Source organism: Methanomicrobium antiquum, assembly GCF_029633915.1.
In the GTDB taxonomy this organism is placed as follows: Archaea; Halobacteriota; Methanomicrobia; order Methanomicrobiales; family Methanomicrobiaceae; genus Methanomicrobium; species Methanomicrobium antiquum.
Window position 1 is genome coordinate 358,995 of record NZ_CP091092.1, and the last position, 24,102, is coordinate 383,096.

Sequence of the window (24,102 nt, forward strand, 5' to 3'; positions counted from 1 at the left end):
TTTATTTCACCCCTCTAATAACGGAGATGGCTGAATCGGCTGAAAGCTCTTTTTGTTCGCCGGATTTCATATCTTTCAATGTGATTTTTCCTGATTTTGCCTCGCGTTTTCCAATTACAACTGCATAATCTGCTGTCTTTGCGGCATGCTTCATCTGTGCACCGATTCCCCTTTCAAGTAGGTTTAGTTCGGTTGTAATTCCGGCTTCCCTAAAGATTTTGGCGATTGAGAATGAAAAATCTGAAACATCAGGTGTGTATACGACTGAAACCAATGGCGGTTTTTGCGGATTGAATTCTCCAATTGATACCATTACGCGGTCAAATCCTATTCCAAAACCGCATGATGCAACATCTTCTCCGCCGAAGAGATGTGCAAGCCTGTATGATCCACCGCCTATTATCTGGTTTTCAGCGCCTAAATTGTCTGCAAAGCCCTCAAAGACCATTCCTGTGTAGTAATCAAGACCTCTTACAATACCAAGATTAAGCCTGTATTCAATATTCTGGCTGTCAAGGATTTTAATAAGTTCACACATCCTCTCTTTATCCGGCATATCCCCGCAGATTTTTAGTGCCTCATCTATTGTTCTGCATTCCAAAAGCGATTTTAAAGAGGCAAAGAGACTTTCAGCGTTTATTTCCTCAAGATATTTTTGAAGTCCGTCAAAATTCTTCTTATCCAAAAGCGCCATTATATCTTTTCTGTGTACATCTGAAAGATCTGATAAAAGATGCTTCATCGGTGCAAGGTGTCCTATATGAAAAGTAAATCTGACACCTGTGGCTTTTAGTATTTCATATGCAAGAAGTATTATCTCAGCCTCACCGGCGGGAGTGTCAGCGCCTATCTGCTCTGCGCCAAACTGCCAGAACTGTCTGTAACGACCCTTTTGCGGGCGTTCATAACGATAGCAGTCTGAAAGATAGCACCATCTGACAGGCTTTGAGAGAACTTTCGCTTCATTGACATACATTCGAAGAACAGCCGCGGTTCCTTCCGGCCTTAATGCAAGTTTTCGCCCGCCCTTGTCTTCAAAGACGTACATCTCATTTATTATGCCCTCTCCTGAACGGATTGTATAAAGTTCCTGGGTTTCAAAGGTAGGTGTGCATATTTCGCGGTAGCCCCAGTTTTGTGCAACGCTTCTCATGCGCATCTCAATTTCTCTTCTCTGTTCCATCTCTTCAGGCAGAAAGTCTCTTGTTCCTCTTGGTTTTTGAAGCATCAGTATTTCTCCGGATAAATTTCTAAATTGTATTTTGGAATTAATTTTGTAATATTTTTCAATTCATTTTTCACTTCATTTTGTATTTTTTGTATTTTTATTTTTTGTAACTTTATTTTGTACAGTATTTTTTGCGTTTTTGTCAGTTATTTCTTATTGGTTTTTATTTGGAATGCCTGATTTTTTAAATTGTTAAATTTTATCATCATCTGTTGTATTATGCAGTACTGCCTTTCCGAGAATCCTGTCTGCTGTTGTTGAATCTTTTGACCAGACTTTTGTTCTTTCTCTTTCTATTCTTCCCTGAAGGTAGAGTGCAAGAAGAATCAGTCCCAGTCCGACCAGTTCATATCCGCGGAATTCAAATAAAAGGCCGAGCAATGAAAGTGTTGTATAAAATACGCCATAGTAGGCCGCCTTTCTGTATCCCTTAAATCCGGTCCTGTAAAAGATTCTTGCATCACGAAGCCACAAGTACAAAACAGTGGCCACTCCAAAAAGGGCTATATAAATAAAAAAACTGTATGCCATGACAATAATTATTATTCAACTCCTGACCATATGTTAGTTATCTGTTATGAGTAAAAACAAAACACTTAAAAGTGTCCTTTTAAGTTTCAAAAACGGTGAGATAACTATTGATGAGGCCGAGGAGAAGGTTGGCGGAATCCGCCTTGATATGATTGGCGAGTGCGCAAAAATTGATACTGGAAGAAATATCCGTTGCGGAATTCCAGAAGTAGTCCTTGCTGAAAATAAAGACATGAAACATCTTTTGGCAATCGTTGAAAAGATAACAAAATCATCCGGAAGATGCATTGCATCAAGAGTTCAGCCGGAACAGGCTGATGCCTTAAAAGAATTCTCTCAAAAATCAGGGTTTTCATATGAATATAACAGTGAAGGCAGGATGGTTGTTATATCAAATGTGCCACCTCCTGAAAAGACCGGCGGAGTTGTCGCAATAATTACAGCAGGCACATCAGATATTCGTGTTGCAGAGGAGGCAAAAGTGATTGCCGAAGAGATGGGGTGTGTTGTAAAAACAGCATATGATGCAGGTGCGGCAGGAATACACAGGCTTTTTCCGGCGGTAAAAGATCTTTTGGATGCGCATTCCTTTGTAGTATGCGCAGGGCGCGAGGGAACACTTCCGACAATCATCGCAGGACTTGTTGACAGACCTGTAATTGGCGTTCCTGTAAGCGTTGGCTATGGTTTCATGGGAGGCGGCGAAGCGGCGCTTGCAAGTATGCTTCAGTCATGTGCGGTTTTAACGGTTGTAAATATTGATGCCGGATTTACGGCAGGCGCTTATGCGGCTTTAATTGCAAACATGGCAGGCGGTAATAAATGAAGATAGAAAGAGGGCTTTACATTGGCAGATTTCAGCCTTATCATAAGGGGCATCAGTCAGTTCTTGAAAGAATAGCAGGTCAGGTTGATGAGATAATAATTGGTATTGGAAGCGCCCAGTTAAGTCATGATGTTAACAATCCCTTCACGGCGGGTGAGAGGGTTATGATGATTACAAGATCGTTAGAAGACTTGCCCTGTCGTTATTATGTAATTCCAATTGAGGATTTAAGGAGAAACTCTTTGTGGGTTGCACATGTAACATCCATGGCGCCTCCTTTTAAAAGAGTTTTTTCAAGCAACCCTCTTGTTATGCAGTTATTCTCTGAAAGTGGAATTGTTGTTGAATCACCTGATATGTATGAGCGTGAATCGCATAGCGGGACTGAGATAAGAAGAAGAATGCTAAAAGGTGAAGACTGGCAGAAACTTGTTCCACTCCAGGTTGTTGATGTAATAGAGGAGATAAAAGGGGTAGAGCGTCTCTGCAGAATTTCAGGCACTGATTAAAAAGCATAAAACGCATAAAAAGAAAAAAAGATGATGCTCTGTGCCTGTTTTGGTATTCATAATAGATATAATTAAACAAATAAATTAAAATCAGATTAGTTGAGGTAAAAATGGCAGGATTTTTTAAGAAACTCTTTTCAAAAGAGGAAGAAACACCGCCTGCGATGGATTTTTCTGAAATCGCAGGGTATCTGAAAAACCTTGAAAAAGAGGATTTAGAAAAATTAGAGGCAGCATCGCAAAAATCGAAGAAAGAGGTGCTAACGGCAATCGAAGATCTTAAAATAAAGGCTGACTCAATATCCGGTGCAAAGATTCCCGATGATTCAGTTGTTGCCCCCCGAGTCAGAACAGTTGTAGAAAAGTCTCTTCCGAATTTTTCAGCATCCCTTTTAAAAGCAATGCCTCAAAATCTTCCGGAAAACCCTGAGGAATATTATGCCTCTCTTGTTGAAACTATTCAGGCAGTAAGCAAATGTATGAGAGGTCAGGGGAAATATATACATATCGTATTTCCGGCTGAGATGAAGGACATTAAAGCCTCTGTTGATGTAATAGGGCGTGCCATAAATAATCTGAATAATGAATTAAAACCGGTAATGGATAAGAAGGCAAATGTGGTCTCAGTTAGAGGAGAACTTTTAAAAACTGAGTCTTTAGTATCTGAATACTCGTCTTCTGTTGATACTATAAATGAATTAAAATCAGAGATTTCATCAAATGAAGATGAAATTGAAAAAATAATTGAAGAAATAACACTCTGCAGAAAATCTCCTGATTTTTTGGAGTATGAAGGGCAGATTGAGAGAATTAAGGTTCTTGAAGAGGAGAAAAGTGAACTTTCAGACAGCTACAGAGCCGCAGTTGCAGATGTTTCAAATGTTTTCAGAAAAATAATTTATGCGTCTGAAAGGGAAGGAGAATCTGATTTTTCAAAATCTTTGTTTGATTTTGATTCATACCTTTTATCAGGAGAAATTAAGGATGCCGGAAAAATAAACAAAATTTATTCTGGTCTGTATCCAAAAATTGAGGAATATATTAGAAAAAACCCCGGATTTTTAAAGAACAAGTCTGAAGAATTTTTCTTCTCCGATTCTGATGCTTTCAAAATCCGCATTTCAGAGTTGTGCAATACATACAATCAGGTTAAAGATGAGATTTCCGCTTTAAAAGACACGGTTTCAAAGTCGCAGAGTGCAGAAAAACTCTCTTCATTAAAAGCGAAAATGGAAAAACTAAATGAAGAAAGTGCTATGAAAAACAAAAAAATCTCATCTTTAATTGAAAGACAAAATGAAATATCTGAAGAATACCCTCAACTTTCTGAGAGTCTTTCATCAGCACTTTCTAAATTAAGGGGTTGTGATACAATTATTGTAGATATGCCACAATTACCTCTGAAAAATTAAATTTGCATGAAAATTAATTCGTAACTTACATGAAACATTTAGCATGAAATGATAATTTCATGAACGTTTTTATAGAATCTGAAAAAATCAGATTTTTTTAATTTTTAAAATATTAGATTTTATGGAATTTGTTTCCTTCAGAGTCAGTAAAGACATCTCCGGCTTTAGATACGCAAACATTTGAATTCCAGTCTTCATGCGCGTAAGTTAGGTTATATTTGTAATCGCCGTTTTCCAAAAGTTCCAGATATTCAACAAAACCGTAGTATTCCCAGTTTTCTTTCATCGTTTTATCTTCATTGAATACTAATGTGGCCTTGTAATCATATTCTGAATTTTCATCAATCCATATTCCTGTTATTGGCTCATCTCCTGAAACTTCAGACTCATTTACTTTTGTGTATGTATATCCGTCTATATCAAAAAGTCCGGGAGCTAAATCAGAGGTGAAGAAACTGCATGTATCTCCGTTTTTGTATGCGGCAATGTATTCATCATATCCGTCATCAGTTGTTCCGTTGTATGACCAGTTACCCTCATATGACCAGAGTTCTGTAAATGAAAGGTTATTTTTAAGATCGTCTGATATGGCATAGGAAAGAGAGGCGGTGTCAACAGGCTTATCTGAAACCCATTTTCCGGTAATCAGCGACTCTGCACTTTTACCTGTATCATCTGATGCTATACATCCTGAGAGAAAAACCAGTGTTAATAACACTGAAAATGTGAGAATGACTGCTTTTGTCTTCATTTTATTCATAATGTAGTTTGTCATTTTCAAAATAAATGTGTATATGATTGATGAAGTTTGATGCAGGTTAAAAGAAAAAAATCTGGAAAAAAATTAGTGTGGAATATTCAGGAAAAAATTAGAACAACAATTTTTTAAAAAGAAATAGGAAATTAGAAAAAAGTCAAAAAAAGACAAAAAATAATTAAGTTATATGACGGATTTGACACAAATCCGGATTATAGGCTTTGAAATGTTCCGGGTTATAGTGAATCCAGACTGATTGAGCTGAATGTGTCTGCCATATCGGCAATCTCTGACACTCCAAATGCAGTCTGGACATGGTGAATATCAATTTCCGCGGCGCATGTGCAGACATAATCAATAATATCTATTGAAAGTTCTCTTTTCTGCTTGCTCTTTCGCATCTGATCTGTTAGAAACGCTACCTTTTCAGGCGTTTCCATGCGAAGTTTTGCAAGACTTACTATGCACATATAAATTCGGGTGAGATTCCTGTCGGTACCGGTTATTGTGTCAAAGAAATTTTTGATAACCTGTGCCTGATATATCTCTGCACCCATGATAGTGAATTATTAGATTAGGATCGTATAAAGTTTTTTGCTAAAAAAACGTCTGACATGGAGCTGACAGGCAAAAAGAAAGGATTTAAAAAGAATTTAGAACGGATTTATAAAAGGATTTTTAAAATTTCCCTGTTGGATAATAATTATTTTTTTGTGGAGACGATTTTTATAACATCTCCTGATTTAAGTTCGTGGCTCTCTTTAATTCTCATCTTTGTCTTTGCATCAACTGCATACAAAAATGCATCCCCAATATCCGAGTGAACCTGATATGCAAGATCGTGCGGGGTTGAACCGCGCTTCATCAAAAAGGCATCAGGCAAAATCCTGTCGTTTCCGTCACAGAACTTATTTTCGTCTTCAACCGGAAATACTACAATCATATCCAAAAGATCGAAGACTATTTCGTTTATCGTCTGCTGAACGCCGGTGCCGCCAAACTCCTTCATTACTTTTCTTATAGCCTCAAGACCTGCGTTTTGGGCACTGTTTAATTTTTCAGGTTCATTTATTGTAAAATCCGCATCTCCTGCAACATAACTGACAAGACCTGCTTCTGCGGCTTTTTTAAGTGCCAGTTCCCCTGCGGCACTTGAAAAAGAGATCTCTTTTCCCTTTAATTTCTCAATAAGCTCTTTTGGCGCGAAGTCGGCTTTGTTTGCAACAACTCTAAATGGTTTTGAAATCTCCACAAGAGCCCCGCAGAATTCAATTAACTCTTCTTCTGTACATGTTTTCAAATTTATGTCCGTTATTCTGACTGCGTCAGTTACATGTTCAGGAGTTATTGCAAGACCGCCTAACTGTTCGGCAATAGCATCCTCGATTGAATAGGTTTTTTGCTGTGCCGAGCGCTGAATTTTACTCCAGTTCTTCTCAATCAGACCATAAACCCACATTTTCATCTCAGACTCAACAAATCCGATGTCAGTTGTGGGATCATGCGATCCCATATCAACAGGATTTCCCTCTTCGTCTGTTGAACCGCTTGCGTCGATTATGTGAATTATTGCATCTGCTTCTCTTAGGTTATCTAAGAATTTGTTTCCAAGTCCGCGTCCTTTATGGGCATCGGGAACAAGTCCTGCAACATCTATTAAACCAATCTGTATAAACCTGACTCCGTCTTTGCAGGCAGGGCAGTTTTTAATTCCAAGCTCTTTGCATGCACAGTTTATGCGCACATATGCAACTGCGTTATTTGCATCTATCGTTGTAAACGGATAGTTGGCAATCTCTGCAGGAGCCATAGTTGCGGCGGCAAAAAATGTTGACTTGCCGCAGTTTGGTTTTCCGGCTATTGCTAAATTAATCATGACAGTAATCCTCCGGTGTTAAATTAGAAAGTCTGTTTTCTTATTTGGTATGTGAGTCATAAATGATTTGCATTATAATTTATCCTACATTCACAGATAATTAAATCAAATCCTGTGTATAAATAAAATACACATGAGTTATACGAAAAAGACCACATATTATTTTGATAATCCCGGGCCTGAAAACACCTCTGATGCGGCATTATTTGCAATTGAGAGGGCGGAGGAGCTTGGAATAAAAAAGGTTGTTGTAGCAAGTTCGAGTGGAAAAACAGCGCTTGAGTTTCAAAAGAGTATTTCCGGTACAGACATTGAATTAATTGTTGTAACTCACGTTGTCGGATTTACACAGCCCGGAGTATGGGAATTTCCAAAAGACCTGGCAGAAAGGATGGAATCCGAAGGTGTCAGGATTATCAAAGGTACTCACGCACTTTCAGGACTTGAAAGAGCAATCTCCAGAAATGCAAAGCTTGGCGGGTCATCAAGGACTGAAGTTGTTGCAGAAACTCTTAGAAGGACAGTTGCAATTGGCCTTAAGGTTGCGGTCGAATGCACTCTTATTGCCGCAGATCAGGGAATTGTCTCTCCTGAAGAGGAAATTATTGCCGCCGGTGGAACAGCTGAAGGGTGTGATACCGTCTGTGTCATAAAACCATCGCACACGGCATCATATTTCTCTCTTCAGGTGCGTGAAATTGTAGCTATGCCGAGGAATCGTTAGAAATGGGATTTCAATCACTTCATAAAGCGCTTTTACTGCTCAGACATCCTGTTATGTGGCTTTCAGGAGTATTTTCAGGTTTATTTTGCGCTTCTTTAGTTTATCTTGCATTTTTAGGTACAGCTGGTGCATTTTATGCTGAAAGGCTTTTGGTATTTGGACTGCTTATGTTGCCTTTTTTTTTAGCGGCAACATACGGCTCAATAAAAGGTGAAGACTACTCTTTTAAGAATTATTTGAAAGAGGGGATTTCAGGATATTTCCGTGTTCTTTTGCCAACAGTTATTATAACAGCAGTTTTTTTTGTGTTTATTTTAGTGCTTGCACTGCCCGGTACAATGTCAGGAGCGTCAGGCATGCTTTTAATGTCAGTTTCATTTATTGTTATCCTGATACCGGTTCTTTTGTTTGTATTTTTTTATGATACCGCGGCTATATTTGAGGATAAAAAGGTATTTGAATGCATTAGAAGAAGTTTTGAGGTTTCATATTCAAGAACAGTTCCGATTTTTGGATTTTATCTTTTAACAGTGCTGATATTGTTCATCTTATTCACAGGCTTTTCGCTGTTGTGGTCAGGAATACTTGCAAGTCAGTTCGAACCTTTACTTTCGATGAGTGAGGAGGAGATCAACAATTTTGCGACCAATCCTGATGCAGTCAGGGAAATGCTTGGCGAGTATGGGGTTTTAATTACCGCTGTTATGACATTTTTTGGAGCATTTGTATTTACAGTCTTTTTCCTTCCGTATAAAGCCGTATTTTATCGTGATCATCTAAAAGACTCTAAAATCACTCCTGTTTCTAAAGAGCCTTTGGGAGAATACGATGAGAAGGGAAGATGGTATAAATACTAATTTTTTATCATCCATTTTTTTATCATCCTAAGTTTGCCACATCACTCAAATTCATTGTATTGTGCAAGAATTAAATTTGACAGTTCCAGGAATTTTTGAAAATGTTACCAAAAATAGCATCATTCTGAGCTTAAATTCTAAATGACTTTGGCATTATAAAAATAAAGTTGATGTTTTGCATGCAAATATGTCCCAACTGTTAAATTCAATAACGATTATTTTTGATATTTTGGGGAATAATGCACTTTGAAAGACCAACTGGCAAAGTCAGGTTATCATCCATTTTTTTTCATAACAGATTTTTATCTGCATAGCAAATTTTGAGATTTTTTTTCAAAAATGAATAATTGAACGTTACATTCAATTTTCATTCATTTTTTCTTTTTATAATTTTCTTTTTTTATAATTTTATTAATGACGTTAACGAAACAATGACGTTAATTAAACAATTTTTCCTGATTAAGTTTCATGCAAATCATGTCTTCATTTGTTATGAAAGTCTAAAATTCCTGATAGACTTATCATCACTTTTTTGTGTGATGAAAAAAGCTCATCATGGGGGTTTTACATGAAAAAAATTATCATGGACGTTTTTATGTAAGACAGAAGAATCTGAAAATGAAAATCATAAATTGAGGATCAGAAAAAGAAGGAAAAAGAATTAAGAATCAGAGAATATAGAGAAGCATTGCAAAGATTCCTCCGGACAGAGTGCAGAGGAAGTTTGTTCCGGTGTTGTGAATCAGCCCTTTTCTTTCAAGAGTTGCACCGATAAAACTGTCAACATTTGTTCCGACAAACCCTGCAAGAACACCAAATAGTGCTATTTCAAAGGTTACAACTCCAAGTGCGTACGCAACCATACACAAAATAAATGCCGATATTGTTGCCGCGGCTTCGCCAAAAAGAGTGACTCCTCCATCTGTTCCTTTTGGAACTTTTTTAAATGTAGTAATCAGGCGTGGTGTTTTTCCAAGCATTCCAAGTTCGCTTGCTGTTGTATCAGCCATCGCTGAAGAAATGCTGCCAATAAACATTGCAGAAAAGAGAGGGTCCTGGTAGATTCCAAATAAAATTGCGGCGCAAAGAGAGACAAGACCATTTGCAAAAACATTTAAAAATCCGCGTACACCTCCGCGTGACTCAGCAACACCTTCTCTTTTTTTCTTTTCATACTTAAACTTTGTAAATCCTGAACCCAGTATGAAAAATGCAAGCATCACAAAAAACCATGTGATGTCAGAGAAGACAATAATTAAGATACCCATAAGTGCGGCACTGAAAAGGCCGGACATATCTGCGGCTTTCATCTTGTAAGATAAAATTCCAAAAGCAAATGAAATGATTATTGCAAGAATTATGAGATTTGTATTCGCAGTGTAGCTTATGTCTTCAAACAAATACATCGTCATTGAAGCGCCGATGCACTCAAGCATTATTGAATCCTCTCTTTTTTTAAGAACTGATTTGAGCATCAAAGCTACAATCAGACCTGTAAGTGGAATCAAAATATTTGTGTAGTTTAAATAGAGCATTACGATAACAGAAGAGACCGAAGCTACCAGAATATGAACATATATCCTGTATTTATTGTCAGCCATAATCCGCGAGGCCGCCTCTCCCATCATCACAATAGTTATTGTTCCCAAAAAGACCATCAGGGAGACAAGTCCTGCCCCGTATAATATTGCAACAATGCTCATTCCTATTGCGGGGTATTTTGCATCTCTTATTGCGTAGAAAAGAGCACTTATAAGAATTGTAATAACTGCAAGAAGCCATGGCGGCTGAATATATGGAGAGATAATTACTGCCGCTACTGAAATAGCAAGAACAATCCACATGTCTCTCCGGAATATCATATTAATTCAGATTAGTTTATGTAACTTCATAATAATTAATTTAAACCATATGTGGCTGAAATAAAGTTTTTTTCACTCCGGTAAAAGCAGATGGATGTTTTTTCTAACTTTTAATGGCTTATTTTTCCTTATATATCTCTGTTAATTTACAGGTCACATTTTCATGTTTTTTTCAATCAATTATATGTCTTAAAAGAGACAAAATTTAAGGGAATATGTCTCAGCCAAAGGAAATCCCAAAAACTTATGATCCAATAGAGGTTGAAGAGCGGTGGATGAATACGTGGAAGAAGGAGTCTTATTATTTTGACAGAAGCTCCAAAAAACCGCAGTTTATAATTGATACCCCGCCGCCTTATCCTACAGGAAATTTCCATATCGGAAATGCGTTTAACTGGTGTTATATTGACTTTATTGCGCGCTATAAAAGAATGTGTGGCTTTAATGTCATGTTTCCGCAGGGCTGGGACTGCCATGGTCTTCCAACCGAAGTTAAGGTTGAAGAATTAAACAATATTACCAAAAACGATGTTCCAAGAGATGAGTTTCGGAAGATGTGCCGTGAACTTACTCTTCAAAACATCGAAAAAATGAGAAAAACCATGTGGCGCTGTGGTTTTTCAAACGACTGGTCTAATGAATACATAACAATGATGCCTGAGTATTACAAAAAGACCCAGTTGTCATTTCTTCGGATGTATAAAAAAGGCGATATTTACCAGAGTGAGCATCCGGTAAATTTCTGTACACGCTGTGAGACTGCGATTGCTTTTGCAGAAGTATCATACGAAGACAGAACTACCAAACTAAATTTCTTTGATTTTGACGGTGTTGAGATTGCAACATCACGCCCTGAGCTTTTAGCGGCATGTGTTGCGGTTGCAGTTCATCCTGATGACGAGAGATACAAAAACCTCTCAGGAAAAACCCTGAAGGTCCCACTCTTCGGGCACGATGTAAGAATCATAAAAGATGAGGCTGTTGATCCGTCTTTTGGAAGCGGTGCTGTAATGATCTGTACCTTTGGTGATAAGCAGGATGTTCACTGGTGGGTAAAGCACAAACTGGATCTTAGATGTGCAATTACACTTACAGGCAAAATGACAGAAATTGCCGGTAAATACGCAGGTATGAGTTCAACCGATTGTCGTGCGGCTATTTTGTCTGATATGGAAAATGAGGGCATACTAAAGCGCCAGGAGCCTCTGGAACAGCGTGTTGGTACATGCTGGAGATGTAAAACACCAATTGAAATTTTATCAGAGCGCCAGTGGTTTGTAAAAGTTCACAATGACGATATTTTAGAGAATGCAAACAAGATTAACTGGACACCTGAGCACATGAAATCACGCCTTGAAAACTGGGCATCCCAGATGGAGTGGGACTGGTGCATCTCAAGGCAGAGAATTTTTGCAACTCCGATTCCGGTATGGTTCTGCAATAAATGTGGTGAGGTTATTCTTCCGGATGAGTCTTTACTTCCGGTTGACCCGACATCAGATATGCCTGAAAATCCGTGTCCAAAGTGTGGTTCAACCGAATTTACAGGCGAGAAGGATGTCCTTGATACCTGGATGGATTCATCGATTTCAGTTTTAAACATCACCGGCTGGGACGGCTCAGGTGTTCCTCCGCTTTTCCCTGCACAGATTCGTCCGCAGGGTCATGATATTATCAGAACATGGGCATTTTATACAATTCTTCGCGCAGGCGCAATCACAGGAGAAAAACCCTGGGATGAGATTTTGGTCAATGGTATGGTTCTTGGTGATGATGGTTTTAAGATGTCAAAGAGCCGTGGAAATATCATCTCTCCTGAAGAAGTCATTGCAAAGCACGGTGCTGATGCATTCCGCCAGTGGAGTGCGTCCGGTGCGGCAACAGGCCAGGATATTGTATTTAGCTGGAATGATGTTATTGCGGCGGCACGTTTCCAGACAAAGATGTGGAATATCTGCCGCTTTGTTTTAATGCAGCTTGAAAAAGGCGAACCTGAGGATGATTCGGCATCTGTTCTCGCAGACAGATGGTTGATGGACAAACTTTCATCAACCGAAAAAACAGTTACTGAGTGTATGGATTCATATAACTTTGCAGGTGCAATTCTTAGTATCCGTGAGTTTGCAAGGGAGATTTTCGCTGACAATTACATTGAACTTGTAAAGGGACGCCTCTACGGTGACGGAACAGGACGCGGCAGTGCTCTTTTTGCCCTTAGAACTTCAATTGATGCTCTTTGCAGGATGCTTTCTCCGTTTACACCTTACTTTTCAGAAGAATGCTACACAATTCTTACAGGAAAAAGTGTTCACTCAGAATCCTGGGTTGATTTTGAGTATGAGGATGAGGATGCACGTTTGCAGGGTGAGCTTTTGGTAAAGGTTGTCTCTGAAGTGCGCCGTTATAAACACGATGAGGGGCTTGCATTAAACGCTTTGCTTGGACATGTTGTTGTATATACTCCGTATGAGATAAATGACGGCGGAGATGCGGCATCGGCGCTTAATGCAAATCTTGAATGGAAGTGCGAAAAGCCAAAGCTTATCAAATCTGTATCTGATGTAAAGTTCAATTTCGGCATAATCGGTCCTGTATTCAGAAAACAGGCAAATTCTTATATGAATGCAATAAGGGCACTCTCTGATGATGAGAAGATAAATCCTCCAAAGACTGTTTTGGTTGACGGTTCAGAGGCAGATGTTTTGGAAAACTCCTATGAGCCTGTGTTTTCATACAGTGTTGCAGGAGAGACTGTTGATGTTTTAACTATTTCAGACGATGTAATCGTCACAGTCCAGAAAAAGATATAAAAATTTCAATTTTTTTCGTCCGGAATTACTATAGGCGGGTTTTTATAGGAAGGAATAAAGATAAGTGAAACAGCCTTGAGGCTAGCGAGATTAAATAAAATGTCGGCGGCAAGTAAAAAACAATTGGGAAAGCTAAACAAAGTAAAGAAAGCAAAAGCAGAAGTACTCTCACAGCAGGCTTCAGAGGGTAGTAAGGCGGCAAAAAAGAAATTAAAGAAGCTTGAGAAAAAGATAAAGTGAGCTTCTTATTAAATAATTCTACTTTTTTTTTATTACCATTTCCTGAGAGAATTCAAATGAATCAGGATATATTGGCTAAAATGCCTTTATCATGAAGGCTGGCGGTGAAAGGCGCTGTTTTTAAAATAAATTTTTCCTGAAAAAGTTTAATTTAACCCTTAATTTTTCCCTGTGGCAGGCTATGCGACGCGCCGGCTGTAAAAATAATAATGTCAATCTCAGGCATGTGAGAACGGGCCACTTAACTCTGAAGTAAAGCCGGTGACTGCGCCGTATCTGCCTTGCTCATAAATCCGGCGCAGAATAATTTGGGGGATATAAGGAGGGCTGAAATGACCCGGAGTGACGCAGAGCGGGTTTCTTCCTGAAAGGGAGTATGGTTATGTAAGAGAAAAATTTCAAGAAAAAAAATGAGAAGAATATCCTCCTGTACTGGTTAAAAAAAACCATTTGATTTCCTGTATTTTACAGTTTTGCGGGGGGAAAAGACAGATGTGGTCACTTTATGATGAAATTATTCTTAAAATTTAGAAAACAGAGGATTCATATTTAGGGATAAATGTGCGGATAATATGATGCATTTTCAGGATAATTTAAAAATATTTATTATTTGGTATAATGATTCTTTATTAATTATTTTTGGGGGGAGAAAAGCTAATCGAAAATCTGGGTCTTTTTCTTCAGTCTGTTGCTGTCTTTTTTCTCCTTGTAATTCTTGTCCAGTTTCTTAAAAGACAGGGTGTTTTTGATGATTCACACCAGAAGATATTCAACAGATTTATAACAGAGCTTATACTTCCCGTAACAATATTCTCAACGCTTGCTGTAAGCACAATACACATAGATCATATTATTGCAGCTGTAGTAATGTTTTTTTCAGCCCTTGTCTGCTGGCTTATAAGCTATATATTCTGCCGGCTACTTGGTTTTTCTGATAAGCTTACCGGTGCTGTTGTTGTAATATCCGGTGTAGGGTGCACATCCACACTTGCATATCCTCTTATTAGTCAGACCTACGGTATGGACAGCGAAGCAATGTCCTTTGGAATTATGGCAGGTGAGCTTGGAGTTGTTGTTCCGACAATTACGGTCGGCGTATTGGTGCTGATATATTTTGGCAGCAGCGAAAAGATGAACCGGCATGATCTTGTGCCGGTCATAAAAAATCTTTTAAAAATGCCTATGTTTATTGCCTTTGTTTTAGGCATTGTCTTCTCACAGGTAAGTTTTTTTTCCGGTATTATGGGTTCATGGTTTGTAGGGACACTGTCGGGTTATTTTATCAGCGGTCTTGAAATGATGGTTGCAATATCTGTTGGTCTTATGCTCAGGCCGGTTAAACTGCGCCTTATTCTTCCGGTTCTTCTGATGGTTGGAGTTTTAAAACTTATTATTCAGCCTCTCATTGTATTTTTTGGATCAGGAGCGGCAGGTCTTAATGGAATTCCCCTTGAAGTTCTTGTAATTGAAGCTTCTATGCCTGCCGGCGCTATTGCGGCGGTTCTTGCAGACAGGTATGGATGCGACGGAAATGTGGCATCTGTCATGGTGATAGCAACGTATCTGATAAGTCTCGCTACAATTCCTGTAATTATTATGTTGCTTGTTTGATTGAGCTGAGGTATCCTGAGGAGAAAAAAATGCTGACGATAACGACTGATGACAAATGCAAGACAGACCGGAGTTTGTGGGAGAGTCTCTTATGACAGATATTGTCATGCTGCATATTCAGCTAATTCTGATTTTTCTGGCAATTGTGCTCTTAATCCTGTATTTAAAGAAAAAAGGTGTCTTTTCTGATGATTACAGGGAAGTGTTTGACAGGCTTGTGACTGAGCTTGTGTTTCCTGTAGTCATCTTTTCCGGACTTTTAACAAGGGATTTTAGTTTTGAATGGATTTTTCAGTCTGCAATACTGATGGTGGCAATTTTTCTGTGCGGCATCATTGCATATGCGGGGTGCCGCCTTTTAGGGCTTTCAAGAAAAAAAACCGGTACAATTGTTCTTATTTCCTCTTTTGGAAGCACAACGACATTTTCAGCGCCTTTGGTCGGCGCTTATTATGGCACACAGAGTATGGCATTTTCTGAGGTAATGATTGAGGGGCTTGTTGGCGTTGCTGTACCTTTTTCATTATTTGGAATATTGGTGGCTGCTTATTTTGGAAGGGATGAGGGGAGCTGCGAGAGCTTTTATGATGTCTTTAAAAAATTTCTCATAAGTCCTGTATTGATTGCACTTCTTCTTGGCATTATTATCTCAGTAATTCTGCCCGTTGCCTTTCCTGAGGCAAAAGCAATATTTGACGGTCTTTTTGTAGGTGTATTTTCGGTTATCGGGGAGTCACTTGAGCTTCTTATCCTGGCGTCTCTTGCATTTATGCTAAAACCTCAGGGATTGAGGGAGATTCTCTCTTTAACCCTGCTGGTCTTCAGCGTAAAGATGATTCTGCAGCCTTTGTTTGTGATATTTGGGGCGGGTCTTGCAGGTTTTTCTGAAGTTTCCTGCGGGATTCTCCTCCTTTTGGCCCTGGCGCCTTCTGGTGCTATTGCTCTTGTATATGCTGACAGGTACGGCTGTGACGGGAGCCTTGGCGCAGGAATTGTGATTGCGACATATCTGCTCAGCATGCTGACATTCCCTCTTGCCGCAGGGTTTTTGTTTTAGGGCAGTGATGAGGTTTTATTGGTAAATAAGTGTTCCTTCACCGGAGTATGAGTCAAAAACGTGCTGATAGATTATGTCGCATTTTTGTGTGTAGATTTCGGGAGTGTATGCCCGTGGCAGATTATCAAGAATCTCATCTATACATACCCTGACTTCGGCCCGTGACTGCTGACGTTTTCGCCAGTCAAGAACAAGTTTGTTCTGTTTAATTGTCAGGAGGAGGTCTTTTGCGACTTTTTTAACCTCAGCCTCTTCCTTTTTGGAAAGTTTCATCTCCGGTTTTATAAGAAGGTCAAAGACTGTCAGCTCTTCTTCCGAGAGGTTTTCGCGTGTGCTCCTCTGCTCTTCTTCGTTTAACTCTTCCGTAAATTTGCAGAGGTCATCGAAGAATTCCTCAACATTTTTACTGCCGTTATTGTAGGCGTCAATCATCTCCATTAATTTTCTGAGAAAATCCATTCTTGTCCGGTTTAACCGGATCATATCCCTGGTCTTTTGTTCAAGGATATTTTTCAGAATTTCCGCCTCTGTTCGCTTATGCTGAGCTTTTTTAAACCGTTTTTGCAGCTCCTCAACATTGAGATTTGCAAGATAAACCGCCTTTCCCTCTCTTATCTCATATCCTTTTGCAGATGTTGATTTGTCGAGAAGTTTTTCGACTTTCTCCATAACTTCCGAGATATCTGCGATGGGTTTTAGTGATCTTATCTTTTCGGCAAGTACAAGAATGAAGTTGCAGACCGGCTGAAGTTCACCTACTGCGGGGTCAGGTTTTATCGCCTTAAACAGCCGGGATACTGTGCCGGCGTGGGAGAGATACTGGTTTTTTGATTCGTCATTAATTAAGATCTTATCCACACTCTCATCCAGTGTTTTGATAAGATTGAATTCGTCATTTCTGATTGCCGAATCAATGTCGATACCCAGATCTTTACAGAAAGAGCGGGTTTTTGCGATTGCCTCCCTTAGTTTTTCGACAAGAATTGTTTTATCACCAATAGGGAGTTCGCCGCCTTCACCCCGTCCGGGTGCATAGATTGCAAGGGCTTTTTGCAGGTTTCTGAATATTCCGATGTAGTCGACTATCAGACCGTTCTCCTTGTCCGGAAAGACGCGGTTTGCCCTTGCGATAGTCTGCATTAAGGTGTGATTTTGCATCGGTTTGTCAAGATAGATTGTTGAGCATGACGGGACGTCAAATCCGGTAATCCACATTGCGCAGACGAATACGATGGAAAAGGGATCTTTTGGATCCTTGAACTTCTTATCGAGATCCTCGTTCACCATTCTTTTACGGTGGGGAATTATGTCGATTCCTTTCTTCTGCATCTCGGGGATTTCATTCTGCGACTGTGAGACAACAACAGCCATGTCGGTTTTTTCCATGTATGATATGGTGTCAAGAAGTCCTGCGAGCTCTTCACCGTCTGATGTTTTGGCTTTTACTTTTAGCTTGTCAATGTAGAGATTCCAGTATTTTTTCACCTTGTCATACATTCTGACTGCGGTTGCCTTGTCAATTGAGATGACCATCGCCTTTGTGCGGATGCCGCGGCCCATGAAGTGATCAACCAGATCTTCGGCGACCTTCTCAAGCCGGTCGTCTCTTGTTATGAGATGGTATTCCCTTGCGAATTCCCGCTCAAGTTTCTTTTCCTGTTCCTCATCAAGGTCAGCCCCGTCGATGATTGCTGACATCTGCTCATTGAGATCGGGGTTTATTAACTGAAGTTCGGGGCGGCGGTTTTCGTAGTAGAGGGGAACTGTTGCTCCGTCTTCTATGGACTGCCTGAAGTCATAGACGCTTACGTAGTCGCCGAATACCTCGCGTGTCTTCTCTTCGCCGACTAAAAGCGGTGTTCCTGTAAAACCGATGAAAGCAGCGTTTGGAATGGCGTTTCGCATATTAAGTGCGAATGTGTCATACTGGGAGCGGTGGGCTTCGTCTGTTATCACGATTATGTCATCGCGGTCTGATATCTTCTGGTAGACTGCACCTTTCTCTGTCCTGAATTTCTGAATTAGGGTGAACACATAGCGGTGATCTTCTGAGAGAAGAGTCTTCAGGTTTTCGCCGCTTGATGCCTGCGCCTCTTTTTCTGTTATTGCGCCGGAGTTCACAAAATTTTTGTATATCTGATTGTCGAGTTCCTGGCGGTCGGTGACAACCAGAAACGTCCAGTTGCCGGGAACAGTCCTAAGAATCTTTTGCGTAAAAAAGATCATCGAGATGCTTTTACCGGACCCCTGCGTGTGCCAGAATACGCCGAGCCTTCCTTTGTTCTCCCGAGTTTTGCCGAGGGATTCTATGGCGTTGTTGACCCCTAAATACTGGTGGTTTTTTCCAAGTATTTTTACGACTCCGCCGCGGACATCTGTAAAAAGCGTGAAGTTTTCTGTTATGTCAAGGAGTCTTTCATGATCGCAGGTTCCGCGAATCATGGTCTCAAGTGAGATAATGCCTGTCTCACCTTCCGAGTTTATCCGTTTCCAGTCGGAGAAGTGCTCCCATGCCGAGGTTATGCTTCCGATTCTGCTCTCGCTGCCGTTTGAGAGTATTATTAAAGCGTTATACCAGAAGAGCTGCGGTATCGCTGTCTTATAGTCGGTTAAGTTTCCGTCAAATGCGGATTTTAAATTTTTATGGCTTGCCTTTAGTTCTATGAAGACAAGCGGGATTCCGTTTACAAACCCTAAAAGGTCGGTTCGTCGTGTGTAGAGACTGCCTGTTATCCAGAACTGTGATGCGAGGAAGTAGTCGTTGTTTGAAGGCTCTTTCCAGTCGATTATTTTTACAGTTTCTGTTGCATAACCGTCCTTATCATCCCTGAAAGTAACCTTGATTCCGTTTTTTAAGAGTTCGTATACTTCCCTGTTAGCGGCAACAGGACTCATCTTTTCCCTGTCGCGGACAATCTCCTCAACTGCAAGAGAGAGTGCCTCTTTTGAAAGCTTCGGGTTTAGTTTTTCAAGTGCGGGAATGAGCCTTTTTGTAAGGATGACCTCTGATTTTGTCTCACGCCCTAAGCTTCCCCCTTTGGGTGAGAAAGTTTCATCAAAACAGTTCTCCGACTGCCAGCCGAGCTCTTCGAGTAATTTTATTGCCGGTTTTTCGACGAGTGAGTCTTCGGAGTAGCTGGGTGTGGCAGGCATTTTTTTAGATAACTTGTTTTCCTTAATTCGCGGATTATCAGGGAGTTTATAAAGTTAAAAAGAGATTTGTTCAGGATTATATAAATGTGGTGATTTTATTCGTTTATTCACCGTTGTTTTCTGCAACTGCAATATCAAGTTCTGAGACATCAACCTCACCTTCAATAAGCCGGGGTAGGAGAAGATCGCGGGTTTGAGTAAGATTGTGATTCTTAGAATAAAGTGAATCCAACATTGAATCAATAGGGCTCACAATTCTTTCAAATTTGTTGAGAATAATATTCGATGGCTGAAGGAATTTTACATTTTGGATTTCTTCTTTTGTAACAGCCTTGAAAATAGTGCCTCCACCAATAATATCCTCCTCTTTGAATATCTCTTTTAATTGATAATAAGTGAAAATCTGGTTTCCGTTTTTATTCCTAATGGCACTAAGACCTCTTCCAAGAATTATCCTATTATTTGCAATATTCAGTCTTCCAACAGGAGCACGAACACTAAATAGTATGTCACCTTTTTTGGCAATTCTTTTCAAAATGGTGCAATAAATTTTGTCTGAAGGATATCTTGGCCCAAAATTTGTAACTCCCTGATGAAAAGGTAATCCCTCACCAGTTTCATTGTAATACTCTGATTTGGGGGACTGACCCATGATGATTGTACAGACATCTTCGAGTTTTGAGTATTCCCACCCCTCCGGAATCATCCTCCCGCAACCATCATCAACCATTTCAACATCCTCATGCCCGGGGAAACGAAACTCCACAAACCATTCCCGGTATAACGCCTGCGCCATCTCCTCAAGGATTTTAATGCGCCGGGTGTTGTTCTCGATTAAGTTGTCGTAGGCGGAGAGGATTGCAGCGATTTTTTTCTGGGTTGGGAGTGGTGGGGTGAGAATGTCAAAAATTCTTAATTTTTCTAAACTGAGATTGTCTTGTGTTGTACCTTTTGAAACATTTTGAATTTGAAGTTTAATCGTGTCAAGATAATATTTTATATAGTGAATATCTGCTTTTTTCTCGTCCGGAATAAAGCCAACAACACTATCTGGAAAACATCCTTCTATTTTTAGAATTGCAGTTTCAGCGATATTTGCTGCGATAGTAATACATAGAGTTCCAGGTTGCCAAAGTTTGCTTTGAGCTAATCCTTTTTCATTATATGTTTGAGAATATTCGCTTAGATACAGATTGGCTCTCTTTATATCTCCTGTTTGAAAAAAAGGATACTTGCCCTCATATAATTTTGGATCATTTCTTGGACGATTTTTGGATCTTCCTCGGCTAACATATCCAAGTTCCTCAAGTTTTTGAGGAATCCATTTGTCCTGAATTTTCTTTTCCACAATTCACCTTTGTACTTTTGACAATCTAAAAAAAAAATTTGCAATTATATAATCAATTGTCTCATCAGTGCTGAGACATTCTTTTCATCAGGGAAGACTTCGGCAAACCTGATCATATGCCTGAGGCTTTTCTGTGAAAACCCGCGTCCGTATTCTGCCATCAATTGCAGTGACAGTGTGGCAACAATTTTCTCACCGTAATCAGCACGGTTTCCCTTTAAAATTTCTTCATTAATCCGCTTTCCAATCTGCCAGTAAAGAAGAGTCATGGCAGAGTTTACCGCAACTGCAACACGGCCTCTTGCCTCATCAATAATCCTTCTGAGATCGTCAATAAGGGCAGGTGATTCCTGTGAAATGTTCCCCGCCGTTGTTATTTCTGTGTCAGGCATCTTCTTTGTCATTATTATCCCCCTTAATATCCTTCACAAATCTGTATCAGATCTCCAGAAGCTTTGCCACATTCTCTGAAATCCTCGCCTCAAGCTCCCCCGCCTCTGTATTTAAAACCTCAAACTCCTCGTTTAACTCCTCAAGGCGCACTTTGAAGTCAAAACCGTCATCCTCTCTTGCGGCGATTCCTACATACCGTCCGGGATTTAAACTCCAGCCCTGCTCTTTTATGTCTGTGATTGTCGCTATTTTGCACAGTCCGGGGATGTCATGGTATTTTTCGTCAGGGAAGTGCTCTTTTGTTAAGTCTTCGCTGCCCTGAATGTATTCGGGTTTCTCACCGCGTGAGAGTCTTGCTATGTTTGCCAGAAATTCAATCTGCTCCGGTGAAAACTCACGATGTGCCCGGTCAACCTGAACAAATGTGTGTCTTGCGTCGATGAAGAGGACTTTGTCCTTTCTTTCTGTGTCCGTCTTTGAGCAGTCAAAGAACCAGAGGGTGCATGGCAGTGTTACGGTGTAGAAGAAGTTTGGCGATATCGCAACCATCGCATCAACCGCTCCTGACTCAATAATCTTCTTTCTTATCTCAAGTTCTGCGCCGCGTGCATCGGCAGCGGAGTTTGCCAACACAAACCCTGTTCTTCCCTTCTCATTCAGCGAGTGGTAAAATAGCTGAATCCAGAGATAGTTTGCGTTGTCAGTCGAAGGTGTTCCAAGCGAAAACCTCGGGTCGTCCTTTATCCTCTCCTTGTCAACACCGGAGACGTTGAAAGGCGGATTTGCCATCACGAAATCGAAGCGTCCGAAACTCTTGTGCAAGTCCTCATAGTAGGTGTTGCCCTGTTTGATGTCGCCCGAGAGTCCGTGGACTGCAAGGTTCATCTTGGCAAGTCGTATTGTCTCCGCCCCTCTCTCCTGACCGAAGACAGAGAGTTCCTTTCCGGGATCGTGCTTGTGGTTTTTAACGAATCTGGCGCTCTGAACAAACATTCCGCCGCTGCCTGAAGCCGGGTCAAATATCCTTCCGTGATATGGCTGAAGAATGTTTACAATCAGTCTTACAAGGCTTGTTGGCGTGAAGAACTCCCCGCCCTTCTGCCCCTCTTTCATCGCGAACTTGCCGAGGAAATACTCGTATATTTTACCAAACGCATCTCCCTCCATCGCCGGAATTGTAGAGAGGATTCTTAAGAGTTCGACAAGTGTTGTATTTTCAATTCTGTTGTAGCTCTTTGGAAGAACGTCCTTTAACTCTTCGTTTTCAGTCTCTATCTGTTTCATCGCCGCGTTTATGGCAGTGCCCAGGTCCTCGCCCTCGGGGAGTTTCTGAAGATATGAGAAGCGTGCCGTTTCCGGAACGAAAAGGACGCCCTTTGAATGATAGTTTTGTTTTCCGATAGTACGGCGTCCTGAACCCTTACTTTCTTTTTCAATCTCATCCTTTGCAAGAGTGAACTTAAGATCCGCATACCGCAGGAAGATAAGTCCGAGAACAGGTATTGAGTATTCCGAAGGTCTCAGATCCGAGTTGGCCCAGAGCTGGTCCGCAGCCGCCCATAGCCGGGTCTCAATCTCGTTGTTGTTCGTCGCCATATGTTAATAGATTATTTTGGCGGCGATTATTTACCAATATTGATTCGGCGGCCTGAAGTGAATTTGCAAACGGCAAAAAAATAATCAAAAAAAAGGGGAATATTTCAGACAATGCTATTTATCTTCCAGATCATCGTTATAATCACCAAAAAAATTATCCCTGCACATATTGATATGAGAGATTATTAAAAGAAGAAAGAGGAAAAATGCTTGTAACACTAAAACGTCCCGGCGGAAAGATTGAAAAGGCAGAGTTTCGTGATGATATGTGGCTTGAGATTGGAGATATCCTTTCTGACGGCTCAGAAGTAATCAGCCTGAAATATCCTGATGATATTGATGATGATATGACTGCTCTCGATTTGTATTAGGTCTTTCATGGTAAATCATTATCAAATTTGACAGTTATCATTGATTTGTGAAAAAGAAAGACAAAAAAGTACATTCACTCGAATTTTGACTCCATAAATACCAAGATTTTACTCTATGAGTGGGGTATTTCATGATTTTAAAGTAGTAAAATGGCCAACTGTCAAATTCCATTTCCTGACAAAAATTTGAAAAAATCGAGTAGAAATAGTGGACAGTATCTTTAGGGTAATTGAACTCTAACTGGCAAATTTGGTTAATAGATTATTTTGGCGGCGATTATTTACCTATATTGTTATATTCGCTATCGTTCTGTGAAAACGGGACGATAGTTTCTTCTTTTGTGTTTGTATATTATTTATTTAGATGAAAGACCGTGTAGCTGTTTTTACAGATAACGGGTATATATCCAAGATTGTTCTCAATGGAACAAAGATAGATTTCATGAAATTTTGCGATCTTGCATGTGAGGATAGAGAGCGCCTCAGGACATATTTTTATGATTGTATGCCTTACCAGAGCGAGCCGCCTACTAATGAGGATAAAAAGAGATATGCCAATTATTGCAGGTTTAGAGATTCTGTAGAAAAACAGCCGGGATTTCAGATGCGGTTTGGAAAACTGAGTAAAAAGAGCGATGGAAGTTTTGAGCAGAAAAGAGTAGATATCCTGCTTGCTGTGGAGCGGGTCAGGCTAAGCTTGGGCTCATCAGATAGGCCATGCAATTCTTGTTACAGGAGACACAGCGACTTCGTTCCGGCAGTTGAGGCTGCAAAGGATGCAGGCGTTATAACCTCTCTTTATTATTCAAAAAAGTCTATTCACGATGGATTACTTCAGGCGGTCGATGAAAGATATGTAATAGATGAAGATTTATTAAACTCAATAAAAAGAAAATAATTAGCTTAATTTTGAGTTGTCAGTTCTGATATTTGATTCAGAT

Annotated in this window: 21 protein-coding genes; 11 read left to right on the top strand and 10 right to left on the bottom strand. The window is 40.1% G+C overall.

The genetic code is table 11. From position 1 onward, the window contains the following. Position 1: 1 nt before the first annotated feature. On the bottom strand, positions 2-1,228 hold the full coding sequence (hisS, locus tag L1994_RS01715; protein WP_278099975.1) for a histidine--tRNA ligase: 1,227 nt from the start codon (positions 1,226-1,228) through the stop codon (positions 2-4). 192 nt (positions 1,229-1,420) lie between these two features. Beyond that, a complete protein-coding gene (locus L1994_RS01720; protein WP_278099976.1) occupies positions 1,421-1,759 on the bottom strand; it encodes an ABC transporter permease in 339 nt (112 codons plus the stop codon). Positions 1,760-1,805: 46 nt separating this feature from the next. Between L1994_RS01720 and larB the strand changes: the two genes are divergently transcribed. The 3 genes from larB (at position 1,806) to L1994_RS01735 (ending at position 4,506) form a co-directional block, all read left to right on the top strand. Next, on the top strand, positions 1,806-2,585 hold the full coding sequence (gene larB, locus L1994_RS01725; protein ID WP_278099977.1) for a nickel pincer cofactor biosynthesis protein LarB: 780 nt from the start codon (positions 1,806-1,808) through the stop codon (positions 2,583-2,585). Between the two features lie 2 nt (positions 2,586-2,587). Continuing rightward, positions 2,588-3,094, top strand: a complete 507-nt coding sequence (locus L1994_RS01730) for a nicotinamide-nucleotide adenylyltransferase (protein ID WP_278100786.1) — start codon at positions 2,588-2,590, stop codon at positions 3,092-3,094. A 110-nt stretch (positions 3,095-3,204) separates the two neighbouring features. Next, positions 3,205-4,506 (top strand): hypothetical protein, encoded by a 1,302-nt coding sequence (locus L1994_RS01735; RefSeq protein WP_278099978.1) that lies wholly within the window; start codon positions 3,205-3,207, stop codon positions 4,504-4,506. A 112-nt stretch (positions 4,507-4,618) separates the two neighbouring features. Here L1994_RS01735 and L1994_RS01740 read toward each other — a convergent pair whose 3' ends face one another. The 3 genes from L1994_RS01740 to L1994_RS01750 form a co-directional block, all read right to left on the bottom strand. After that, positions 4,619-5,257, bottom strand: coding sequence for a hypothetical protein (locus L1994_RS01740; RefSeq protein ID WP_278099979.1), 639 nt, complete (start codon positions 5,255-5,257; stop codon positions 4,619-4,621). A 242-nt stretch (positions 5,258-5,499) separates the two neighbouring features. Beyond that, complete coding sequence (locus L1994_RS01745; protein WP_278099980.1) at positions 5,500-5,820, bottom strand: hypothetical protein; 321 nt, start codon at positions 5,818-5,820, stop codon at positions 5,500-5,502. A 146-nt stretch (positions 5,821-5,966) separates the two neighbouring features. Beyond that, positions 5,967-7,139 carry a redox-regulated ATPase YchF gene (locus tag L1994_RS01750; RefSeq protein ID WP_278099981.1) on the bottom strand — a complete coding sequence of 391 codons (1,173 nt, stop codon included), beginning with the start codon at positions 7,137-7,139 and terminating at the stop codon, positions 5,967-5,969. Positions 7,140-7,272: 133 nt separating this feature from the next. On the opposite strand from L1994_RS01750, the gene L1994_RS01755 reads away from it, so the two are divergent. Beyond that, positions 7,273-7,863 (top strand): pyruvate kinase alpha/beta domain-containing protein, encoded by a 591-nt coding sequence (locus L1994_RS01755; protein WP_278099982.1) that lies wholly within the window; start codon positions 7,273-7,275, stop codon positions 7,861-7,863. 2 nt (positions 7,864-7,865) lie between these two features. Beyond that, positions 7,866-8,720, top strand: coding sequence for a DUF7847 domain-containing protein (locus tag L1994_RS01760; RefSeq protein WP_278099983.1), 855 nt, complete (start codon positions 7,866-7,868; stop codon positions 8,718-8,720). Positions 8,721-9,388: 668 nt separating this feature from the next. Here the strand turns inward: L1994_RS01760 and L1994_RS01765 are convergent. Then, the gene (locus L1994_RS01765; protein WP_278099984.1) at positions 9,389-10,582 is read right to left on the bottom strand and encodes a TIGR00297 family protein; all 1,194 of its coding nucleotides are present in this window, start codon (positions 10,580-10,582) and stop codon (positions 9,389-9,391) included. Between the two features lie 215 nt (positions 10,583-10,797). Between L1994_RS01765 and L1994_RS01770 the strand changes: the two genes are divergently transcribed. The 4 genes from L1994_RS01770 (at position 10,798) to L1994_RS01785 (ending at position 16,300) form a co-directional block, all read left to right on the top strand. Beyond that, entirely contained in the window at positions 10,798-13,392 is a 2,595-nt protein-coding gene (locus tag L1994_RS01770; protein WP_278099985.1) for a valine--tRNA ligase, read from the top strand. A 99-nt stretch (positions 13,393-13,491) separates the two neighbouring features. Then, positions 13,492-13,632, top strand: coding sequence for a hypothetical protein (locus tag L1994_RS01775; protein ID WP_278099986.1), 141 nt, complete (start codon positions 13,492-13,494; stop codon positions 13,630-13,632). Positions 13,633-14,271: 639 nt separating this feature from the next. Beyond that, positions 14,272-15,243 carry an AEC family transporter gene (locus tag L1994_RS01780; RefSeq protein ID WP_278099987.1) on the top strand — a complete coding sequence of 324 codons (972 nt, stop codon included), beginning with the start codon at positions 14,272-14,274 and terminating at the stop codon, positions 15,241-15,243. A gap of 55 nt (positions 15,244-15,298) precedes the next feature. After that, positions 15,299-16,300: an AEC family transporter gene (locus L1994_RS01785; RefSeq protein WP_278099988.1), complete on the top strand. Its 1,002-nt coding sequence runs from the start codon at positions 15,299-15,301 to the stop codon at positions 16,298-16,300. A gap of 15 nt (positions 16,301-16,315) precedes the next feature. Here L1994_RS01785 and L1994_RS01790 read toward each other — a convergent pair whose 3' ends face one another. From L1994_RS01790 to L1994_RS01805, 4 genes are all read right to left on the bottom strand, one after another. Next, complete coding sequence (locus L1994_RS01790; protein ID WP_278099989.1) at positions 16,316-19,453, bottom strand: type I restriction endonuclease subunit R; 3,138 nt, start codon at positions 19,451-19,453, stop codon at positions 16,316-16,318. Positions 19,454-19,556: 103 nt separating this feature from the next. Next, on the bottom strand, positions 19,557-20,801 hold the full coding sequence (locus L1994_RS01795; protein ID WP_278099990.1) for a restriction endonuclease subunit S: 1,245 nt from the start codon (positions 20,799-20,801) through the stop codon (positions 19,557-19,559). A 44-nt stretch (positions 20,802-20,845) separates the two neighbouring features. Continuing rightward, on the bottom strand, positions 20,846-21,205 hold the full coding sequence (locus L1994_RS01800; protein WP_278099991.1) for a DUF1016 N-terminal domain-containing protein: 360 nt from the start codon (positions 21,203-21,205) through the stop codon (positions 20,846-20,848). 34 nt (positions 21,206-21,239) lie between these two features. Continuing rightward, positions 21,240-22,790, bottom strand: coding sequence for a type I restriction-modification system subunit M (locus tag L1994_RS01805; protein WP_278099992.1), 1,551 nt, complete (start codon positions 22,788-22,790; stop codon positions 21,240-21,242). Positions 22,791-22,996: 206 nt separating this feature from the next. Between L1994_RS01805 and L1994_RS01810 the strand changes: the two genes are divergently transcribed. Together L1994_RS01810 and L1994_RS01815 are read left to right on the top strand one after the other, a co-directional pair. Beyond that, positions 22,997-23,161, top strand: a complete 165-nt coding sequence (locus L1994_RS01810) for a hypothetical protein (RefSeq protein ID WP_278099993.1) — start codon at positions 22,997-22,999, stop codon at positions 23,159-23,161. Between the two features lie 364 nt (positions 23,162-23,525). Continuing rightward, positions 23,526-24,059 (top strand): PIN domain-containing protein, encoded by a 534-nt coding sequence (locus L1994_RS01815; protein ID WP_278099994.1) that lies wholly within the window; start codon positions 23,526-23,528, stop codon positions 24,057-24,059. The last annotated feature ends 43 nt before the right edge of the window (positions 24,060-24,102 follow it).